Annotated in this window: 18 protein-coding genes; 15 read left to right on the top strand and 3 right to left on the bottom strand. The window is 37.5% G+C overall.

Annotated features, from left to right (window positions below; translation table 11 throughout):
* The first annotated feature begins 5 nt into the window (after positions 1-5).
* The 8 genes from NSQ50_RS27560 (at position 6) to NSQ50_RS27525 (ending at position 12,237) form a co-directional block, all read left to right on the top strand.
* A complete protein-coding gene (locus NSQ50_RS27560) occupies positions 6-1,130 on the top strand; it encodes an SMODS domain-containing nucleotidyltransferase (RefSeq protein WP_036681332.1) in 1,125 nt (374 codons plus the stop codon).
* Positions 1,123-2,946 carry a ThiF family adenylyltransferase gene (locus NSQ50_RS27555; protein WP_036681335.1) on the top strand — a complete coding sequence of 608 codons (1,824 nt, stop codon included), beginning with the start codon at positions 1,123-1,125 and terminating at the stop codon, positions 2,944-2,946. Before NSQ50_RS27560 ends, NSQ50_RS27555 begins: the two co-directional genes overlap by 8 nt.
* Entirely contained in the window at positions 2,946-3,446 is a 501-nt protein-coding gene (locus NSQ50_RS27550; protein WP_051491186.1) for a Mov34/MPN/PAD-1 family protein, read from the top strand. Before NSQ50_RS27555 ends, NSQ50_RS27550 begins: the two co-directional genes overlap by 1 nt.
* A gap of 573 nt (positions 3,447-4,019) precedes the next feature.
* Positions 4,020-4,823 carry a heteromeric transposase endonuclease subunit TnsA gene (locus NSQ50_RS27545; RefSeq protein ID WP_036681337.1) on the top strand — a complete coding sequence of 268 codons (804 nt, stop codon included), beginning with the start codon at positions 4,020-4,022 and terminating at the stop codon, positions 4,821-4,823.
* A 13-nt stretch (positions 4,824-4,836) separates the two neighbouring features.
* Complete coding sequence (locus tag NSQ50_RS27540; protein ID WP_036681340.1) at positions 4,837-6,996, top strand: Mu transposase C-terminal domain-containing protein; 2,160 nt, start codon at positions 4,837-4,839, stop codon at positions 6,994-6,996.
* Positions 6,986-8,701, top strand: a complete 1,716-nt coding sequence (locus NSQ50_RS27535; protein WP_036681342.1) for an AAA family ATPase — start codon at positions 6,986-6,988, stop codon at positions 8,699-8,701. The genes NSQ50_RS27540 and NSQ50_RS27535 overlap by 11 nt, the downstream gene beginning before the upstream one ends.
* Before the next feature lie 20 nt (positions 8,702-8,721).
* The gene (locus NSQ50_RS27530) at positions 8,722-10,638 is read left to right on the top strand and encodes a TnsD family Tn7-like transposition protein (protein WP_036681344.1); all 1,917 of its coding nucleotides are present in this window, start codon (positions 8,722-8,724) and stop codon (positions 10,636-10,638) included.
* Between the two features lie 12 nt (positions 10,639-10,650).
* Positions 10,651-12,237 (top strand): TnsD family Tn7-like transposition protein, encoded by a 1,587-nt coding sequence (locus NSQ50_RS27525; RefSeq protein WP_081383675.1) that lies wholly within the window; start codon positions 10,651-10,653, stop codon positions 12,235-12,237.
* 854 nt (positions 12,238-13,091) lie between these two features.
* Here NSQ50_RS27525 and NSQ50_RS27520 read toward each other — a convergent pair.
* Complete coding sequence (locus NSQ50_RS27520; protein ID WP_036681346.1) at positions 13,092-13,766, bottom strand: DUF4097 family beta strand repeat-containing protein; 675 nt, start codon at positions 13,764-13,766, stop codon at positions 13,092-13,094.
* Between the two features lie 256 nt (positions 13,767-14,022).
* On the opposite strand from NSQ50_RS27520, the gene NSQ50_RS27515 reads away from it, so the two are divergent.
* Together NSQ50_RS27515 and NSQ50_RS27510 are read left to right on the top strand one after the other, a co-directional pair.
* The gene (locus NSQ50_RS27515) at positions 14,023-14,817 is read left to right on the top strand and encodes a MerR family transcriptional regulator (protein WP_051491188.1); all 795 of its coding nucleotides are present in this window, start codon (positions 14,023-14,025) and stop codon (positions 14,815-14,817) included.
* 425 nt (positions 14,818-15,242) lie between these two features.
* A complete protein-coding gene (locus tag NSQ50_RS27510) occupies positions 15,243-15,647 on the top strand; it encodes a GNAT family N-acetyltransferase (protein WP_038573410.1) in 405 nt (134 codons plus the stop codon).
* A 375-nt stretch (positions 15,648-16,022) separates the two neighbouring features.
* On the opposite strand, the gene NSQ50_RS27505 is transcribed toward NSQ50_RS27510, so the two are convergent.
* Positions 16,023-17,288, bottom strand: coding sequence for an IS110 family transposase (locus NSQ50_RS27505; protein ID WP_036684113.1), 1,266 nt, complete (start codon positions 17,286-17,288; stop codon positions 16,023-16,025).
* A gap of 287 nt (positions 17,289-17,575) precedes the next feature.
* Positions 17,576-18,778, bottom strand: a complete 1,203-nt coding sequence (locus NSQ50_RS27500; protein WP_076225267.1) for a polysaccharide deacetylase family protein — start codon at positions 18,776-18,778, stop codon at positions 17,576-17,578.
* A 234-nt stretch (positions 18,779-19,012) separates the two neighbouring features.
* Between NSQ50_RS27500 and NSQ50_RS27495 the strand changes: the two genes are divergently transcribed.
* From NSQ50_RS27495 to NSQ50_RS27475, 5 genes are all read left to right on the top strand, one after another.
* On the top strand, positions 19,013-19,501 hold the full coding sequence (locus NSQ50_RS27495; RefSeq protein ID WP_076225266.1) for a DUF2199 domain-containing protein: 489 nt from the start codon (positions 19,013-19,015) through the stop codon (positions 19,499-19,501).
* Positions 19,502-19,972: 471 nt separating this feature from the next.
* Complete coding sequence (locus tag NSQ50_RS27490; protein ID WP_036681352.1) at positions 19,973-20,191, top strand: helix-turn-helix transcriptional regulator; 219 nt, start codon at positions 19,973-19,975, stop codon at positions 20,189-20,191.
* On the top strand, positions 20,175-20,609 hold the full coding sequence (locus tag NSQ50_RS27485) for a hypothetical protein (protein WP_036681354.1): 435 nt from the start codon (positions 20,175-20,177) through the stop codon (positions 20,607-20,609). Before NSQ50_RS27490 ends, NSQ50_RS27485 begins: the two co-directional genes overlap by 17 nt.
* 58 nt (positions 20,610-20,667) lie before the next feature.
* Entirely contained in the window at positions 20,668-21,039 is a 372-nt protein-coding gene (locus NSQ50_RS27480; protein ID WP_036681355.1) for an iron chaperone, read from the top strand.
* Positions 21,040-21,288: 249 nt separating this feature from the next.
* The gene (locus tag NSQ50_RS27475; RefSeq protein ID WP_076225265.1) at positions 21,289-22,263 is read left to right on the top strand and encodes a phosphotransferase; all 975 of its coding nucleotides are present in this window, start codon (positions 21,289-21,291) and stop codon (positions 22,261-22,263) included.
* Positions 22,264-22,272: the final 9 nt, after the last annotated feature.

Here is a 22,272-nt window from a genome sequence, read left to right as displayed (position 1 = left end):
TTATTGTGAATATTCCTACTTACTTTGCTAGATTTCTTAAAGAAATTCGTTTAACTGAAAATCAAGTCAATGATTTAATCAAAGGACATACTACGTTAAGAAAAAGATTAAAAGAAGATGAAGATATGTCTAAAATTATTGTAAGTACATTCCTGCAAGGAAGTTATCGGAGATCTACTGCTGTTCGTCCAAAGGGAGATAGCCGTTCAGATGTAGATGTAATTTTGGTGACTAAATTGAGTATGGAGGAATACAGTAATCCAGAAGATGCTATCAATGTATTAAAACCATTTATGGAAAAACATTACGCAGGAAAATATCAAATTCAAGGTCGTTCTATAGGAATTTCCTTAAGTTATGTAGATTTAGATGTTGTCATAACAGCCGCACCCTCAGAGAGCGAAGAAGGTATTTTGGAGTCAGCTAGCGTTACTGATATGCGTGCACTGGAAGATATTGAAACGTGGTCATTGAAGGGGTCATGGGAAGTTCTGAATGAAACAATAGAAACAAGCTCTATTTTTAAGACTTATTCGAATGCTAATGAACCAGAGTGGAAAACAGTTCCTCTTTGGATTCCAGATAGGGACGCTGAGGAATGGAAACAAACAGATCCCCTGGCACAAATTAAATGGACACAAGAAAAAAATAAATCATGTAACCGGCATTACGTCAACGTAGTTAAGGCTCTAAAGTGGTGGAGAAGAATAAACAATGTGCCAAAACATCCAAAAGGATATCCGCTGGAGCATCTCATTGGTTTATGTTGCCCAGATGGAATACAAAGTGTTGGTCAAGGTGTAACCGAGGTTTTGGAGGCTATAGTGAATAACTATTCAACAAAGCCGGTTATGTCAGATCACGGCGTACCAGAGCATGATGTAATGGGCAGAATTACTGAAGAAGAATACGGAGAGTTTTATGAGCTGGTTAAAAAAGCTGCAGAAATTGCTAGAAAAGCATCAGATGCCACCACTGTTAAAGAAAGTGCCGAAGAATGGAATAAACTCTTTGGTTCGAAATTTCCGACATCTGAAGCTACAACAGCTAATAACCAGAGTAGTTCTCTAGTTTTTTCAAAAAGAGAAAGCCCAATTAGCTCTGATATTGTGGGTGGACGGTTTGGATAATCCTTCAATACCGGAAAGTATATTAATCGGGTGTACCCAATTAGAAACTGTTGAAGGATATCAGCAACTCCAAGACCTTTATTGGTATGGGGATTTTAAGAATTGGATTCTCCAGTTTAGTATAAATGTATCAGGGGTAGATGGACAATCTATTCCCCACACTACGAATTGGTATATGTTAATAGATCCTCTTTATCCGAGAGGATCTATTGGTATATATCCGGACAAAGTCAATAGTATTACTCAAACCTATCAGCATATGAATGAGAATAAAGAAGTAAATGAAATTCCTTGGCGATTAGGTAAGATTTGTACTGATTGGGATAATGGTTTACTTGAATTATTATCAGATACTGAAGAACAGATGGATGCAGATCAGCGTATTTCGTGGCATGTAGAGCGATTAAAAAATTGGTTACTCAATGCCTCAAATCATTCGTTAGCAAGACCAGGAGATTTTTTCGAATTACCACACGTACACTTTAGTACTGAGTTGCAAATCGTTTTTGCTGAAGAGCAAAAGAATATTAGTTATTGGAATGGAATGAGAAACAGATCTGGGTGGGTATCCCTTAAAGAAATATCAGAATATCAAAATATCTTATTCGTGTCTGCGTTTTTGGATAATAAGTCGAATGTAATACATGAATATGAGTGGGGGAAACTTGTTCATGCTGGTGTAGAATCTAAACATCATAATGGGGTATGGCTGCTACTTCCATTTCAGCCTATATTGGAACCTTGGTATTATCCTAAAACAATAAAGGAATTAGAAGCTATTTGCAAGAAACATCATTTTGACTTATGGCGAGAAATATACAGGCACATGTATATCTTTAGAGAACAGGAACAACACAATTACCTATTGCTTGGATTTCAAATTCCTCAATTAGTCGGAGAGCAGAATGTAATTGTTCATTGGATAAGTATAGAAATTGGGAAGTTAGCCAAAAAGGTAAACAAGATTACCGGATTCAGAAGAGCAAATGACTTCTATTTTCAACGAGATCGCATAAATCTGTTACATCCAGATAAGAGCTTAAGGTATGTTCGCACAGAGAACTGGAGTAAAGAATCCGTGCTTAGCCGAGGGAGTATAAATGAGAAAACACATCATGATGGTGTATTTTTAATCGGTGCGGGTGCTCTTGGCTCAGCCATCGGGGAACTACTTTCTCGTATAGGTATTTCTAAAATAATTGTTTGTGACAAAGATATTTTAAAAGTTGGTAATTTATCTCGACATACGCTAGGTATTAATCACTTATCCATGAAAAAGGCTGAGGCATTATCATATAGAATCAATTACAATAATGTACACACTTGGTCTGTAGCCATCAATAGTGCTTTTCCCAATTTAAGCGACGATGAAGTGGAGGTACTGGAGAGTCAAGATATCATTATAGATACTACAGGAAGTGATGCAGTTATTGATCATTTATATTCCTTTGACTGGACGATTCCGAAAAGATTCGTTTCAGTATCACTAGGATTTGGAGCAAAAAGAATGTTTATCTTTTTGTCCAATAAGCATCCCTTTCCTCGCCAGTCTTTCTACAACTTCCTCAAGCCGTGGATTGAATTGGAGCGAGAAGAGAATAAAGACATCATCTTGCCTAGGGATGGTATAGGATGTTATCATCCTCTATTTCCTGCTCGCGCAGATGACATTTGGATGATGGCAGGTCTAGCAATAAAAGAAATCGAGGCATGGTGGCTTAAACCATTTGGTCCCAACATCTTTGCTGTTTATGAACAACAACATATAGATGGATTATCCGCAGGTGTTTTACTAAAGCAACGAGAGGTGTTTTAATGCTTGTTCATAGATACAGAGATATTGAAGGCAATCTTGAGATTGAATTTAGTGACGATGTATTAACATTTATGTTAGCTCAATGTACCTTAAGCGGAGAATTAGAAACAGGTGGTATTCTGGCCGGATACTATGATGATGCGTTGAATAGGGCAGTTATTATAAAGAGCAGCCCTGCCCCTATCGATTCAAAACAAACAAGAACTAGATTTTATAGAGGAGTACAAGGTCTCAAAGATTGGCTTAATACCTTATGGAAGTTAGACAAGGCCTATTATGTGGGGGAATGGCATTTTCATCCTTTTGCATCAAGTAAAATGAGCTTAATTGATTCCAAGCAAATGAACTCAATTTCTAATAATAAGTCAATGAACTGTCCAGAACCCATATTACTTATCATTGGAGGAAACCCTCGAAAAAGGTATTCTGTTTCTATCAGTATTTTTATGAAAAATAAGAAACCGATAGAGCTTAATGAGTACTTACCGGAAATAATCTAGAATAGAAGTTTAAGTTAAGTATCTGAGACGTGACTCGAATAAAGGGCACCCGATGGGTGTCCTTTATTCGAGTTCATTCAAGTATTTATTTAGATAGTTTTCTCTTAGAGCGTTTTAATTAATGTGAGGTGGAGATAATAGAGATAGAGCCCCAGTGAGGTGCTTAGCGATGAATTAAAGATGACGTTTATAAGTTGCATCAATTTACTGAGTTTATATGTAATAACTCGGAAACAACAAAATCAAATAGATTAATACAAAAGGAAATTGTTCACGTTTGCTGAAGATTATATCCAACGAATTTTTGTTTTAAATCAACTGCTAAAAATTCATGAGAAGACTCGTGAAGATCTCGTTAATTATTGTGCAGATAATTATTTTTCATGTACGAAGAGAAACTCTATAAAAATATGATAAATATTGAAATTATTTTCTTGAATTTCTGACAATATATATCCTCATTATTACTTGTTTAAGAATAGGATACTGAGGTTAATGGGGTACATATACTGCAGCCAGAGACGCATAACAAATTAGTTATGCGTCTTTATGTTTTAAGAGGAGGTTAGCTTGATGACAAACACCGTATATAGAACTCATGTAAATCGACTTAAGGATGGAAGAGGGCAAGGCAGAGGGGCAGACTACATTCCTTTTATTCAAGCGAACGATAATAAAGTGGCATCAGAGGGATGGTTAACCCGTACTCCAGGGTGGCATTCAAATCGAATACATCATACACTGTCCAAATATGAGTATCAATACCTGCTTGTACAGGATTGGACAGATCAAGTTATAGATATCAGAGAGCAATATCCCCTTCCAATTGAAGAAACACAACGAATAGCGAAGAAGTTAAATATAATTCATGCGAATCTAAAGGGACAAGATGTAGTTCAGACTTCTGATTTTATGTTAACAGTTCCAAATGGTGAGAATGGAGTAAAGGATGTAGCCAGAACGTTTAAGCCAACTAATAAATTGACCAAAAGGACGCTTGAGTTATTTGAAATTGAAAGGCGTTATTATAAAGAAATCGGCCTTCAGTGGAAAGTTGTATTTGATGTAGGAAGACCTATTAATTTCATAAAAAATATTGACTGGTTGCACGATGCAAAGCGGCCAGATGTACGTCCAGGATTGGATAACGAAATGGTAAATATGATTGCTGAACCTTTATTTGAATTATTGATTAAAAATGATCAACGCTTATCAATAAGCAAGAGTTGTTTAAAGTGCGATCAGAATATTGGTCTAGAACCAGGAACGTCAATGTTTATGGTTAAACATATGCTCGCTAATAAGCGTTGGATAACAGATATGAACGTATTAATACGTGAAAGCGCTCCTTTGGTGATAGAGAAACCTATAAAATAGAGGTGGTGAAAAAATGATTTATCAAAATTCTATTATCTGTTTCCTTGATGTTGGTCTTAATAAAAAACGAACTTTTGAACGTGTATTGTGGATCGCTCCTGATCGATCTCAAGTTGTCCTCATTAACATTGATGATAAAAAGAAAATACCATTTCCTTATTTCCGAGATTATAAAGATTTATTATTTGACCTGGAATGCGGTAATGCCCAAATAGAACCTATCGACCCCGACATGCGTTTGATCGCTCCTGATGAAAAATATCTAAATAAATACTCCAAAAGAAGAGATGAAAAATTCGCGATTATTGAGAATATTGTATGTAAAGAACCCAATATTTACATACCTGAAAAAAGAGGAAAGCTAGTTAGTGAGGTAGCAGATCAATTCAAGAAACAAGTGAATTGGGTCTATAGTTTATTGAAGAAGTACTGGTTCTATGGAAAGAAAGTGAATGGTCTTTTAAATGATTATTTTGACGTTGGGGTTTCAACTAGCCCATTAAAAAGAAATATAAATACAGGCCCGAAACCTGAGAATGGTAAAAGTTTCATTATAACCAAGGAGGACAAAGACAAGTTTAAAAAAGCAATTAAGAAATTCCATACGGACCAAGGAATGAATCTTAGAGCGACGCACAAACATATGTGTGAGGAAGAATACTCTGATGGACATTATAGAAAATATAACGAGTTAATTCCAATAGTTGCTGGCCCTTCATTGAGGCAGTTTATGTATTGGTATAATAAGGAGTTTAATAAAAAGAGAAAAACTGCTGCTAAATTTGGCCCGCGAAAAGCTGAAATGATTGCAAGATCTCATCTTAAATCTGCAAATGGTGACCTCCAAGGACCTGGAGCACTATACGAAACGGATTCAACACCTGCTGATGTTATATTAGTCTCGATCGATCATAGAACTGTTATCGGAAGGCCACATGTTTATTTTGTAAAAGATGCCCTAAACAGATTGATTGCAGGGGTACACGTGTGTAAAACCCCTTCTTGGGAAGAAGAAATGGTAGCACTTGAAAATGCCGCAACTGATAAGGTCGCATATTGCGCACAGTTTGGGATAGCAATAAATGAAGAAGATTGGCCAGCTAAACATTTACCTAGATATATTGTTGGTGACCGAGGAGAAATGAAAAGCAAAAATTCTAACAACCTGGCACTTCTCAATGTACGTATAGGTAATCCTCCTTCCTATCGTGCGGATTTAAAACCCTATATAGAACAGCAATTCAGAAGTTTTTGCATGCGGATGAGAGAGGTCATGCCTGGAGGAGTGGATAAGGAACATAGAGTTAGGGGGGATAAAAATCCCGAAGAGAAGGCTGCGTATACATTTGAAGCATTCACAAAACTAGTTATTTTATTCGTCCTGGAATATAACCGAAAGGCATTAAGTGATGAATTTTTAGTTTCAAAGGAAATGTTCGTTGATAATGTGGAGTTGACTCCTCTATCAATGTGGAATTGGGGGATGGAACATAATCTTCTACAGGAGCAACCACGCAGTTTAATTCGACACGCACTTCTTCCTAAAGAAAAGTGCAAGATTACCCGAAGTGGTGTGATTTTAAAAAAACTGGGATACTTCTGCCAACGTGGTGAAGAAGACGGTTGGTTTGAGGACGAGATGATTGAAGGTAAAAGTGAGATAACCGTTAGTTATGATCCTCGAAATTGCAGCAGTGTATTTATCATGCTCAAAAACGGAAAAGAGGAGCAACTCTTTCTAACTGAAAGGTTTAAGGAGTATGAGGGTCTTCATTTTGAAGATGTAAATTCAATTATGAAATTCAAGAAAAAACAGTTAATGAAGGTGAAGGCAGATAGAAATCAAATTGAAGCAGAGCTAGATACAGTGGCCAAAAACCTGACTCAAGTAGAAGTAGCGAAAATAAAAGAAGCCCAAAAAGGCAAGCCCAGATCAGCTAAATTTAAAAATAAACGGAGTGTTAGGAAGCTTGAGAAGAGAATTGAATCCAGTGCAAATGCTTGGACAGCTACTACCGAATCTCAGAAGTCGCAGGTTATATCTGAAAATGCTAAACATGAGAACCGGGCTCCAATGATTTCTTCTATGGAAGAACCCCAGAAGTTGAATAAGATGCAGATATTTCTTTTAGGAAAAAATCAGGAAAGGAGGTCATCCAATAATGGTGGGTGAACAAGAACGTTATATTTATCTAAAGGGCAGACAAATTAAAGCATCATATCATAAACAGATTGTTGAGGCCTATCAGGGAAATCCATTCATAGAAGCAATACCGCCTAGGCTAAATCAAGATCAATTGTATCAGATGCTGGATTCAGCCCCTCGCTTTTCTGGAGATCTAAATCAGCTGGATCTGGAAGAGCGCTTAGAACTTATTCAACAAATCAAGCCGGGATATTGGAAGCCATTAATAACTCATTTCGAGAGATATCGAAATATATACAACATGATAAAAATTGGATATCAATCTCGAAACCCATTAAGCGCCATTTACCAAAGAGAAATGGCAATAGGTTTAGATGAAATTTTATCCCATGGCACAGATGAAGAGGGTAGAAATTTAGCTGGAAATATTCAAACGGCTCAAATGATGGCGGATATTGGACTTAGTGGCATGGGGAAAACGAAATCTTATGAAAGACTGCTAAGGCTTTTTCCACAAGTTATCCACCATGTGGCGTACGATGGAGAGCCCTTCCCGGTAAAACAAGTTGTTTGGCTTCACATTGAGTGTCCTAGTAATAAATCGGTAGGTGCACTTTGCCGAAATTTTTATTGGGCTGTTGATCAGTTATTAGGAAGCAACTATTATGAAGAATTAGCCGAAAAAGATGGTCGTGCTGAAGTTCTGGCCAAAAGAATGGCAAAGGTTGCCGGAAATATCAGTTTAGGTGGCTTATTCATTGATGAAATACAAAGGATTCACAAAGGGCACTCAGGTGGCGAAGAGAAAATGATCGATTTCATAACTGAACTTACAAATTCACTTGGTATACCAATTGTGCTAATTGGTACGTTTAAAGCTCTTTACTTATTTAAAACCTCTCTTGCTAATACTCGGCGCGGAATTCCAGACGGATACGCGGAGAATATTACGGATCGGATGAAGGATGATCTAGAATGGGATATTTTTTTAGAAGGAATTTGGGAACTACAATACACGAATAAGTTTACACCACTTACTCCGGAGCTAAAGGCGATAATGTATTATCATACACTGGGCATACCCGACTTTGCCGTGAAATTATTCATGCATGTTCAATGCCGGGCAATTTTATATGAAGATAATGAAATTATTACTACTGAATTGATTGAAAAAGTAGCAAACAGAACCTTTCGACTTGTTCAGCCGATCTTCGAACTTATAAGGAGAGGTGTAGACATTGATCCTAGTGAATATGAGGATTTAAAGCCGGATTGGATCACCTTTAAAGAATATCTGAAGGATTCGCAGCATCGCATTACTATAGATGGGCACCTCTCAGAGGAACATAAGCTTATTATGCTGCAGCATAATAGAAAAGTATTAATTGAGCAGCTTGTTACATTTGCGATGAAAATGGGTTGTGCTGAAGAAATTGCATTGTGCTATGCCGAAAAGGTCGAACTCCATAACCGGGAAGCTGGCCATGATATGGAATTATTATATTTAGAGATAGCTAAACTTGTTTTTGAAGGTAAATCTGATAGCCCAAATTATAATACTTCAGAAGTTGTTGGAATTACACGGAAAAGGGGAAGGAATAAGTCCACAAAGCTTGATTTAGACGAATGTGATATTCGTTTTATTGTTTCACAAGGGAGAACAGATAAATTAAGTGTTGATGAGGCACTTCGGAAAGCAGGGTTAGTTGGGGAATATGACGAGTTCTTATAGAGAGTAGATAGGAGGTACTTATGGGAAATATAGTGGCTTTTCCTTCAACGTATCCTGACGAAGATTTTCGGAGCATTGTGCATCGATATTACCTTCGATCTCCATTGACTTTCACGATGAGTAATATTGAATTGTTTGGAGAAAAAGGTGCTAGGAAAAAAGCAAATATAATTCCACTTAACCTTTCTCGAATTACTGATGAATTTGGACTAACTATTGAGTTTGCGCAAAGAATAATCGAAAATCACACCTACCTTCCTTTCTTTAGATCATTTCTAACTGTTGATAAACAAATAAAACTATGGGAGGTTATGTATTCGAAAAATTATGAATTAAGTGATCGATTTATGCTTCAGAGATTGACCCAATCTCTACTCCATAATACCTCTCATTATTGTCCTATTTGCATATACGATGATTTCTCTAAATACGGGATTGTTTACTTGCATCGTACACACCAATTTTCCTTTCTTAAAATGTGCCATATACATGGTAGTGGTTTAATTGACGTGTGTCCTATTTGTAATACATCATTAACTGATGAAAAAGGAAGTCAAATGCTTATTGAGCCAAAATGTCCAAATGGACATGAAATACTAATAGACAATAATAATGGGGTACAAGATAGCTTAGAAAATAAACAGTTACTTTCAGATTTTAATACTTTATTTCAGCTAAAGAGTATCAATCTGGAAATTATATATATAAAATTAATTTCTTATCTTGGAGTCAAAGGCTACATTCACTTTCGGGGAGAACATATATATAAGAAAAAATTACTTACTGATGTGATAAAGTTTTATGATAATTCTTACCTATCTACAATCGGACTTGATTCGATTCATCTTTTAGGTTCAAGAAGTATAATGTGTTTTCTTCAGAAGGATAACCTTAAGGAGAGAATAATTTTATATTTGTTAGTTATAAGGTTCCTTGCAGGTAACTTAGAAGATTTTATATATATAGATCAAAATTATTCTTTACCTGTACCTTTTGGTAATGGACCATGGCTTTGTATCAATGCAATCTGTCCGAAATATAATCAAAGAGCTATCCCTAATGTTAAACGCACAGCTCATGCTTGGATCACTGGTCGATTTATCTGTCCTTATTGTGGAATGATCTATACTAGAGGGGGACTTCCGCACCCGGAAGATGAAAAGCAATATACGATAGAAACAATGGGAGCATTATTTATGAATCGTGCAATCCAACTTTTTGAAGAAGGCTTGATAATGGATAAAATTGCAGCGCAACTTTTAACGAATCGAAGGACTTTAAGGAAATATCTAAAACCGTATAGAAATTTAAAACGTGATAGGTCATATCAAGACAAGCTTGAACAAGCAGCGATTTTGAAAATGGGTTATCACGAAACTGCTGCAAGTACATCGCTTAAAATAGAGGAGTATCGGAATACGGTGAAGGATGCCATAGAGGTTTCAGGTCCTGCTGCTTCGCGTTTGCAAATTCGTAAGTACAGTACTCGCCGTTATGACTGGCTTATGAAGAATGATCGGGAATGGATAGATGGGATTTTGCCCCCAAAACAAGGTAACCAGAAGTTTAATTTAGACACGGTAGATGAGGAAATGTTCCAAATTATCAATAAAGCTATTAAGCAGGTAAAAGCATACCCATCAACAAATCAATTTACTAAAGAGTGTTTTTTACGTGCTATACCTAAAACACTGAAAATTCGATATTACCACTTTCGTAAATATTTGCATCGCACAACAGAGCTAATGGAATCCAATGTAGAAACAATAGATGAATGCGCAATTAGAATATTTCCATATATATTAGAGAAGTTTATGGGTTCGAGTTATAGGAGATTAACAAAAAAACGACTACAGCATCTTAGTCATGTTTATAAAAAATGTTCTCCGAAAGCATTAGAGTGGGCAGAAAATGAGGCACTTAAATACTACAAATAATTATTAGAGAGAATGGGGTTATCGATGATTTATTTTCCACCTCCACTACCTGACGAACTATTGTACAGTGTTTTAGCCCGTTATCATGCTAGGTCTGGTAATGAAAGCACAAAAAAAACGATGATGGATATATTTAATAAGCAAACTGTGTGTGCAGTAACAGATCTTCCGAGCCACCTCATGCAGTTATATTCGCTGATCCCTGGTAAAGCAATTTCAGTAGACAAATTGTTAGATAAGCTTACCTTGCTGCCTTATTTTAAACCATTTATCTCTATAGAGCGCTACAACTGGGTTTATGAAGAAATGCTTTATGGAGATGGGCAGTCAATAAATATGAAAATGGGATTCCCAGCAAGTGGTGTCTGCAAACCAGCATATCTGCGATACTGTCCAGCATGTATAGGATCTGATCGCGAAAAATATGGCATAGCGTATTGGCATCGAGTTCATCAATTGACTGGTGTCTCAGTTTGTCCATTACATAATGCCACCCTTAGCGACTCTTCTATTTTGTTCTCTCAGCGAAAGAATAAGCATGAGTTTGTTATGCTCGAGTCTGTCTTAAGAGATGAACAAAATTTGGTTTCCTTCCGTGGTGAAGATAAAGAATTTTTGATTGCTACACGCTCAGCGCAAATATTGAAGATGAATAGCCAGCCTTTAATTCAAGAAGGAATAAGAAATATATATTTGCGGAGATTAGCTCAACGGGGGATGCTCACAGCAAAGGGAAATATCAGATTTAAGGAATTACTTCCTGACTTCATTACTTTTTATGGTATGGCATATCTAGACAAACTTGGTTGCTCTATAGATGAAGATAGTCAATTTACTTGGTTACATAAAATGCTTCGAAAACCGCGTCATCTTACACATCCTCTAAGACATATTCTGCTGCAAATATTTTTAGAGATAGAAATGAAGGACATTATAGAAGGAGGGAGCACTACTATTCTATCTCCATTTGGAGATGGGCCATGGCCTTGTTTAAATAAGGCAGCTACTCATTTTCGAGAAAAGATAATCGCTGACGTTGTTGTATCGAGATGTTCTGATACCGGAAAGCCGGTGGGGACGTTTAGTTGCGGTTGCGGATTTGTTTATTCAAGGCGTGGACCAGATAGCGATAAAAATGATGAATTCCGCATTGGGCGTATTAAACAGTTTGGCTCTGTCTGGGTCAATAAGCTAGAGGAGCTGAATAATGGGACTCTTGGATTATGTGAGAAGGCTAGAAGACTTGGTGTTGATCCTAGAACAATAAAAAACCAAAATGAGAAACTAAAGCTGGGGCGTACAGTAGTCTACGACGAACTGAAGATACTTATTAAACCTGTAGAGCGGAAAGCGAAAGAACACACGAAAAGGAGAACAAACAAAAAATACATAAGGGTGGATTGGACATTACGTGATACAGAATTTGTACAAGAGATTGATCGGGTAGCTAATAAGATCAGAGAATCCAGTGATAGATCTTTATCAAGAAATGAGGTGGGAAGACTCCTTCATCGCTCAACAATGTTACGTACAAAGTTGGAGAAGTTGCCATGTACCTCAGAACGGTTACATAGTTTAACGAAGAAAAGAAATGAATAAGTATGGTGAATAATTAAATCAATACTTTGAGTAAAGGAAATCATTGAGGAGTTAGTAACATTATTTTGCAAATAATGCATATCTATCTGGTTAACAAATTCTACTTGATTTGGGGCAAAAGAGGACCAAAGCTTGCTTTAAATATTTTATTAAAGCTGGTTTATAACGATTTAGTGAAAAGGTAGTTGGGATATATAATGAGTTTCTTGAACTCGTTAACCATTTTGGCTATCGTTTCAAGATATAATTATAAAGAAACGTATTACTTCACAACTATAATGTCATTAATAATTTTAACCCATTGTCACTTCATAACTTTAATGTAGTTTATAAATTTAAAGAAACAAGAAAAAACCTTGATATACAAGGTTTTTTCACTTCACAACATTAATGTATCTGAACATTGTCAAAAGAAAATAAAGTATTAGACTGACGATGCTTCATTAAGCTAACTGGCAGGAAAGTTTAAATATTCAATATACGGTATTATTTTAATTATATCGATAGTAGTACTTTTTATATGCATCGGATACATTCAGTTCCAAAGGATGGTTCAAAACAGTCAAACAAAATCATGAAGGTATAAGCCGCTGTAATGCGGCTTATACCTTATTTTGATGGAATTCACGATCAAGCTTAATTTTGGCCCTCGGGTACATCATAAGATAATCGATTTACGGGTCGGATTAACAACTTTATCAAGGTGATTTTCCATTACAAGAGGGAGGGATATTGTATCGGTCATAGGCCGGTGGAATAGTCGAAGAGGTAGGCCAGAAGTTTCAAAAGTGAAACAGGGGTTATCCCTTTCAATATTGTATCTGACTTCATACGAGCTAATATTTAACTACTGGCTACTCAGAAAATTGCAAGTTAATATTTCCGTTATTTGTATAAGCAGATAATTTTTTTGAACCATTCTCTTTATTGGCAGGCAAATTGCTATCTCCTTTCTTTACCTTGCTTAAGATCGCGAAATCATCATATGACCCTAGAATTGAACCGCTAATATTTCCGTTTTTTGTTTCAAGGGTTATAGCCGCCCCTGCATTCAATTTGTCCAATTGGATATTTCCGTTATTTATGTTTACTTCCACTGTCCCCAAAAACGCGATTGTTGGTAATACAATACTTTCATTTGATGTTTTTAAAGTCAAATTTTTTAAAGTTGCGTCAGGTATCCATACCTGAATAGTTCTGGTTACTTGCGAGCCTTTTCCTCCGATATAGTCGTTCCATTCCTTATTACTGTCACTTACCATTGATAGTTCTTTATCATCAGATAGATCAATCTTGTAAAAATCTTTCTCACTTTCATAGTAAACAATATGAATTTGTTCATCTTTAGATTGGAGGATAGTTATTTTTTTGTCCTTTACATCAATTGTTAAGGTATCAATCTTTTGGGCAGGGATGATGTAATTTTTTTCCTCCATGGAAGTGGAGTGGGAGGAGCATCCTGCCAATGATATCAATAGTGTCACCAATATGCCTATAGTAGTTAGTAATTTTTTTGCAGTACTTTTCATTATAAAATGCTCCTTTGTTAAATCATTTTTCTTTTTAATATAGCCAGTCCTACGAATACCAATCCTAAGCTGCTCTGCAAAAAAAATTGCGATATGCAACTAAGCATTAGAGTTGAACATAATGATCTTGAAAAAGTCTACCCAAATATGTTGCAAGAGTTGGATCGGATCATTTTTGTATTTCGTTGCGTTTATCAGTCGCATATGTTTTAATCATCATAAACTTTTGTGTTACAAAAAGGTCAAGAGGGTAGATATGAACAACTATTTTACAATTAAGCAAGCAGCAGAAATCGTAGAGATGACCAGTGAGACCTTGCGGCACTATGATCGTATTGGATTAGTCAAGCCATGCCATAAAGATGAATTGTCGGGATATCGATACTATTCCGAGCAGGAGCTCGTAAAGCTGCAAACCATTGAACTGCTCAAAGCAATGGATCTTACTTTAATGGATATTAAAGATATATTGCAGCAGAATGATCTCACTAAAGTAATTGATTTTCTAAAACAGGCAGAAAAAAGAGCAGACGATAAAATTGCTCGTCTGCAGTATGCAAAATCGAAAATTAAACGTGCCTATCTACATTATGAAAATAAGTTCCACAACGATTATAGTCAAAGTGAAAATTACTTTGTCAGACACATAGAGGAAAGGGTAATTATGTTTTCGAATAAAATGGAAAGCCCCACACTTAAGAATTTATGGGACTATCACAGACATTTCTATCAACAAATTGAGACTTCTCTGCATTCACAATTTCTGTTTGAAGATATGGCGGGAATGTTTACGACTGAAGGAATAACACGGTTATTTGCTGTTTGCTTGAAATATCCGTCTTTAGAGGGGTTAACTGTGCTACCAGAAGGGGACTATCTGTGTGCAAACTGTACCGAAGAGAATAAGAATGCTGTATTACAAAATTTACTTGAAAGGGCAAAGACGGAATACGATGTGTGTCCAGATTTTGTTCTTCATAACATTATTGTGACTGGAATATTGCAGTGGGATTATCAGATACAACTGTTCATTAAGAAAAGCACATGTTAGATTAAAAGTCGCTAATTTAGCGGCTTTTTTTTGATTAAGCAATCACGTTTCTTGCCCCAGGCTGAGGACAAGAACGTTATACTTCGCCGATTAGCTAAATATTTAACTATTGTTCAATGTTATCTATTTAGCTAACTGGCAGATTAACACTATATGCCTCTTAGGATTTGTATGCTTAAGTGAAAAAAGTATTATCATGAATTCTCTAATGTGAATAAATACAAATTCCACTTCAGTTAATCCATTTTCTATACATATTTTTAATAGTATATTGAGGTAAATAAAGTGATTATTCACTTTGATAAATCCGAAATTTCTTTGTTGGTATTATTTTATGGCTTCGTAAGGATTGCAAAACCATCGAAATATGGGAGTTTAAAACAGATGCTGTGCCGTAGTTAGTTTTATGAAAGGAAGGTATAGGGGTGAGTATTTATTACGCTTCAAGCAAAGAGGATATCACTAAGGATGCACTCCAAGAGTTATTTCTTTCGGTAGAATGGGAGTCTGGCAAGTATCCAAACGAGCTTTTACAAGCAATCGGAGGGTCTCATTCAATTGTTACCGCTTGGGAAGGAGGAAAGCTTGTCGGTTTAATAAATGCTTTGTCAGATGGTGTTTTAACGGTATATTTTCATTATATGCTTATTAATCCGAGTTATCAGAGTATAGGTATAGGAAAGGAAATGATGAATATAATGCTTGATAGATATAAAGGGTGTAAAACCAAAGTATTAATTTCTTATCCGCATGCAGTGGATTTCTATAATAAATTTGGCTTTAATACAGAGGATGGAGCTACACCAATGTTTATCTCAGAGTTGATATGATTAAACTCCCTCGAAATGATTCAGTTTCCTCACTCAGACTCATGAATTCGCAGGATTTCATCCTGTAGTTAAAGTGATGAAGAGGATGATGAAGGAGCCGGTGGCTGGGAGATGGGGAATTGGGCATGCGTAAATAAGGGTGAATAAGGATCACCCATATTGTTCCATTATATGCACGTCTCCACTTCGCCCTAGCGATTCTCACTCCCATGTCTCAACGGGTCATAGCCCTTTCATTCCTTCGTCACATCTAACTAAGGGGTGGAGGTCGGTCTTTCTAACGGAACGGGTCCGAGCCCTTTTGCGTAACGTCTCCCGATACTCCGTGCTTCTTGTTATCCTGCGAATGCATGAGTCGATGAGGATTAATTGGTTTTATGCTGCTTGTGGGAATACCTTGATCGGTTCGTAAGCGGTACTGCTTTTAGCCAATGCGACTAGCATTCTCGCTACTTTACCGATTAATTTCATAATGGATTTCATCTTCTTCAGTTTCTTTTCCTCTACATTATAACGATGTGCCGCTCGTATCTCCGGATTTGTCATAACCATACTCATTGTCATGAGATAAAGAAAATGACGTAAACGTGGCCGGCCTCGTTTGCTGAGCACCATCTTTCCTCGCCATTTCCCGGAGCTAGCTTCAGCTAGATTTAACCCAGCATGACGCAGTAAAGCATTTCCGTGCGTATATCCGCTTAGATCACCAGCCTCACCGAGTACACCAGCTAGATTCGTAACATAGATGCCTCGTATTTCAAGGAGCTTCTGTGCATAAGGAATACGCTTAAGAATGAGGCGGAGCTCATGCTCAATTTGTTCAAGCTGGCGCTGGGCCAGGTCATATTCTTCGAGCAATTGCCCAAGATGGAGCTTGTATGCGTGGAGTGCCTGAGTGGCACCCACACTGGATTTCGCAAGTGAAATGAGTAGCTCAGCACGTTTAACTCCAGCATGACGCTTTACATATTGCTTCCAACCGGCAAGGACCTGTTCCGTATTTAACAGACGGATCTCTTTTGGCAAGGGGAAGAGTCGGAGTGTTGCGATTGCACTGGTGCAAGTGAGGATTTTAAAAACCTGACGAAGTTCAGGGAAAACAATGTCTACCCAGCGATGAATCTGATTAACCGCAGCGTTGAGGCGCTTGGTAACCGTCTCTCGGTTCGCCATTAGAATACGTAGTTCCTCGTAATCTTCGGGATGAAAACGAACAGGGGAGTAGTACCCGTTTTTGACCATGTCTGCTATGACAAGCGCATCTTTATGGTCACTTTTAGACGGTGTATTATCTCGGTTTTCCTTGTTCTTTTTGACGAGATGAGGATTAACCAGAACGGGCTCCATGCCTTGATCGAGGAGCCAACGTGCCAGGCTAAACCAGTAGTGGCCAGTGGGTTCCATACCAACTATGACGCTGCTAAGTTTGTAGGATTTGAGTAGATCTTGGATCCAGCGTTCGAACAGATCGAACCCTTCACGATGGTTACCGAATTCGAGCGGAGTTCCCAAAGCAATCCCACGAAAGCTGACCGCGCGGGCCACATGGACTTCTTGGGCGATGTCTACGCCAATGACCAAATGATGAACGGTAATGTTTTCAATGAGTTGATTTTGCTTGTCTTGAGCTTTAAACTTCATAGTAGAGCGACCTCCTAAATGGTGAGATTAAAAGGGCTGTAGACCCGTATCCAACTCCCATGTTACCGAGGCGCTCGTTTTTGTTCAAACTCCAAATTATTCAGTTTACAGGAATTCTAACGGGTCACGATAATTGAACAATAACAGCGGCAGTCTAATACTTATTTTTTATGAATCTGACGATTTCAGCCACGTGGGTAAAAGAGTCCTCCATGCGTCCGATTATCACTCGCTTGATACCGTTCGTATTCCCTCTGATATCTATGGTACAAAATTTGAGTTATCACTCAAGCCTTGTTCAAGCTGCTGTGTGTCAGTTTCAATGTCCGGCTGCGGTGGTCGTAATGCATCTCTATCCCCAGTGATCTGCTTAGCGGGCCTAACGGAACCATCAATTTTCCATTCCTCAACTGCGGCTGAGTCCCGATAAGAGGGACCTTTCTGGAATTCACAGTCAACTCCATCAGCGGCTCAGTATGCTTCAGCTGTTCTATGGATAAAGCCGCGGTGAGGGTTTCGTCCCCTTCGTTAATCCGCGGTGCGTTCAGATTCGTTCTGGAGCTTAAGCCCTCCCGGGTATTGAATTTCAATTTGATTCCGAGTGAATCGCTTGCATCCAGCAGCTTTTCATTATAGGAACCGTAGGGAAAAGCAATAGCTGAATCCGTATTGCCTAGCTCTTCCTTTAGCCTGCGTTCCGCCAGAGCCAGGTCCCCGGTTACCCTTCTGTAGTATTCTTCATTCAGCTCATTGCGGTTCTCATCATCAATGTACAGCAAGGCACTCGCCGACGGACGGGTACCTCCTTCTGCATCGACAACGCCATAATAATGCAGATTGTACGTATGATTATAGAAGCCCATTCCGGCACGTTTCATCTCCCTCATCTGCTCCCAGGTCAGTTTTGGTACCTTCCGCCCATCCGGGTTATCAACATCAGAAACAATGATGAAGTTAATTGCGGTGTAACCATGCTTTTGCAGAATAGGAAACGCCAGCTTATAAAAGCTCTCATAACCATCATCAAAAGTCAGCAGAACTGCATTATCGGGAACCGGAGCATTCTCCAGCATAAACTGCCGGTATTGCTCCATCGTAATGACCTGAAAGCCCTCCTGCTTCAGCAGCCGCATTTGTTCATCAAACTGTTCTGCGGATAATACACCGGGATAAAGCGATAACGATTCTTCTGTGAGATGATGGTACATGAGTACCGCCACCTGATCTTTGTAGTAAATGCCCTCGGGAAGTGGAGTCTGCTTCTCCCAGCCGATACGGGCATTAAGAACCTGCTCAGCTACGTCTTTAGCAAGCATAAATTCATGATCCGGATTCAGAACATAGGCATCTGTTGTGATCTTGTATCCGTCAACACTGGTGATTTCCAGCTTAGACATAGTTTTATACGTAAGAAGAGCAGACAAGCAGACCATTAGCGATAAAATTACGAGGATATAATATTTTTTTAGTTTTAGTTTGTTTAGTTTCAATGTTTAAGTCTCCCTACATCCTGATTGCATTAATATATATATAACGCTTCAGACACCCAAAAATGTGACAGGGATTCTTGGACAGTTTTTCAGCCGATCAGAGTTGCCCTTTTTATAGAAGTAAAGGGCAGGATAACTCAGTAATTTCGCGAATATTCAAAAGATGGAATTATCACAAAGTTCCCGAATAAGACGTTATAAGAAATCGGCGAGAAACTATAAGGAGCAGAAAACATGAAATGCCCTCACTGTAACAACGAATTAAGTGAACTTCCTTTATGTTACGGAAGTGAAGCACCATATTATTTTTACACTGTACCAGAAGAGAAGAGAACAGAATTAATTAGAGATTTTTGTGTAATTGATGAACAGCATTTCTTTATTAGAGGCCATATTGAAATACCAATAATTGATAGCAAAGAGAAATTTATATGGAGTGTTTGGGTTTCTCTTAGTGAAGAAAACTTTCTGAAGTCTAATGAATTATTGCACGTAGAAGGAAGGAAAACGGAAGAACCTTATTTTGGTTGGTTATCGACTGAACTTTCAATATATCCAATAACTACATTATCGTTAAAGACAATGGTACATACACAAGAGGTTGGTGCTGTTCCGTTAATAGAATTAGAACAAACGAATCATCCACTTGCAGTTGAACAAAGAGAAGGAATTACAATGGGGAGAGTTAAAGAAATTGCTCATTTAATAAATCATAGTCAGTAAGAGAAGAATTTGAATGTATAGTCGAAGAAGCTGCCGGCAGATTACTAAATCATATCTACGCCGCTCTCCTTGGTCTGCTAAGTCTAAGACTTTATTTTCTGCTGACAATGATACGGTTAGTCCCGATGATGTGAATAATCATCGGGACTTTTTTATCCAAAAGGCAAACTTTCGGATGGGATATTCTTGAAACAGGCTAAGCTAACTGAACTTTTCTTTCATAAGTTGTCGCCCGTGAAACACTCAGCGTCACCCCGTACTCCTATAAGGGAGTTAACGGGTGGCGTTTTTTCATGCCCAATTCTACAGATGTAGTATCAACAAGGCGTGCCCTAAATTATTACACCTATAAAGATCACGGGTTAAATTGCAATCAATTTCAGTTAATGGAAAGTTAGCTTTACATACACATTCCAATGTGTTATTCTTACGGAAAGTTAACTTTCCATAATTGCTTCAGGGGGTAAGATATTGAAAAACAGGCTTGAAGAGATTAGAAAAGAAAAAGGTATTAAACAAGAAGAACTAGCGGATAAATTGGAAGTATCTAGGCAAACGATTGGTTCACTTGAAAATGGCCGGTATAATCCATCCATCATTCTTGCATTTAAAATTGCGCGATTTTTTGAAATGAGTATTGAAGATATTTTCATTTACGAGGAGGAGCTGGGTAATGAAAACGGCAAGTAAATGGGTGCTCTTAACAATTGCAGGTGCTATTATGGTTTATATGGGTGGATTTATTTTAATCGACGAGAAGCTAAAAGGAATTTCCGGTTTGCTCATTGGTGTGGGTTCAGTCCTTGCAGTGCTTGGAGTAGGAAATATGGTGTATTCGTTATGGCTTAATAAGCCTCAGAACAAAGTAAAAAATGATGAGAAAGTTAGAATGAGTAAAATTGAGGCTAATGATGAACGGAAAATAAGAATAAGAGAAAAAGCCGGTTGGAAAACTAATATTGTTAACTTTTACATCCTAATGGCTCTAACTGTTGTATTTAGTTTAATGGGAGTAGATCAAACTGTAGTCACTGTGTTATGTGGTGTTTTTATTTTTCAAATCTCCTTAGGAATCTTCCTGTTTAATTATTATGCTAAGAGAATGTAGTTGATATGACGTAACATCAAATAGACTATTCGAAAATATTTTTTTAGGAGAGAATGACATGGAAGTATTTGCAGAATATTTAGCGCAGATTGATAACCCGCAACATCGGGAAAGAATGGAAGAAGTTTTGGCTTGGGTAGCTGGAAAATTTACTGATTTAAAGCCAAAAGTTGCGTGGAATCAGCCTATGTTTACCGATCACGAGACTTTTATTATTGGCTTCAGTGTATCCAAACATCATTTGGCGGTTGCCCCTGAAATTGCAGGAATTAATCGTTTTTCTGATGAAATTGTGCAGGCAGGTTATGATCATACCAAGCAGTTATTACGCATCCGATGGGAAAGTCCAGTTGATTTCTCATTACTTGAAAAAATGATCGAGTTTAATATTTTGGATAAGGCAGACTGTTCAACTTTTTGGCGGAAATAAAACGTATTATTTAGCGTTCAATTCATTTTAAGCAAATTTATATGTGGAAGCACCGGAGGACAAGTCACTTTAATACGTGATTTGTCTTTTTTATTTAAATTCTCAGCGTGAAATATTCAATATTTTGGAAGGTGGATGGAATGTTGAAAGCGAATTTATACACGTTAGTTCAACCTGATGAATGCTGAAAAATGGAAGTGAGACAAATGGCTACTGTAGGCGAGAGCCAATTCAGATTGGAGGATGAAAATGCTACTAAACGATGATCAACTATTAGAGCTATTAAGAGGTCAGGGTGTTCCTGAGATTCTTGAGATTAAAAGAACAAAACAAGAAATACGCAATCGAGCAGCACTCAATAAAATAGAAGTGTATACGAAAGACAATAAGGTTTTGTCGTTATTAGAGAAAATCACAAAGTCAGATCATATTCCATATGAAAATATGATTTATAATCATTACTATACCAAGGATGTATCTATTCCGAGAGTCTTTTTTAATAAATATGATACAGTCGGACAAGAGGGGATATTGTTGATGGAAGATCTGACCCCGACACATACCAATTTAGCTGACTGGGAAGTACCTATTGATTCTGATAAATTAGCAAACATTATTGATGTGATCGTACAGTTTCATTCTGCTTCTTGGGGGACAAGCGAGTTAGCTCATCCCGAGCATTTGAAAAGTATAGAGCATTATTTAAAGCATATTTCGTATTTGGAGAGAGACTATCTGGCTTTTAGAAAGCAACAGACTTATAACCTTGGGGAAGAACAGTTTAGTATTTACGAGAAGAGTTTACTTAGCTTGCGTGAAAATGCCCAGAAACATATTAGTCGTATATCCAGATATCAAAATACAACATGCATCCATGGTGATCTAAATGTTGGCAATTTATTATATCCGAAGTTCAGCAGTTCAAGGCCGTGCATCATTGATCTTGAAGCAGTGAAGGTTGGGCTTTGTACGGAGGATCTCGTTATGTTATTTATCCACGATTTGTTTCATGGCAGTGCCGAGACTACACGTATTTTTGATCTGTATTTTCATTCAATTAACAATAAAATCAGGAACGCATACACGTACACACAATTTGTGGAGGACGTTAGATTATCGATTATGGAAGGAATCTTTTTTCCAATAAAGTTATTTGTCCATGAAGGAATTAAGGATGAGGAGCTTATATGGAAGTCGATAAACGCCTATAAGAATCTCGTCTGAAAGGAAGTG

The organism is Paenibacillus sp. FSL R10-2788 (assembly GCF_038003885.1).
GTDB lineage: Bacteria > Bacillota > Bacilli > Paenibacillales > Paenibacillaceae > Paenibacillus_AQ > Paenibacillus_AQ odorifer.
Note: the sequence above shows the minus strand (reverse complement) of the source record. Positions and strands in the feature narration are given on the sequence as shown.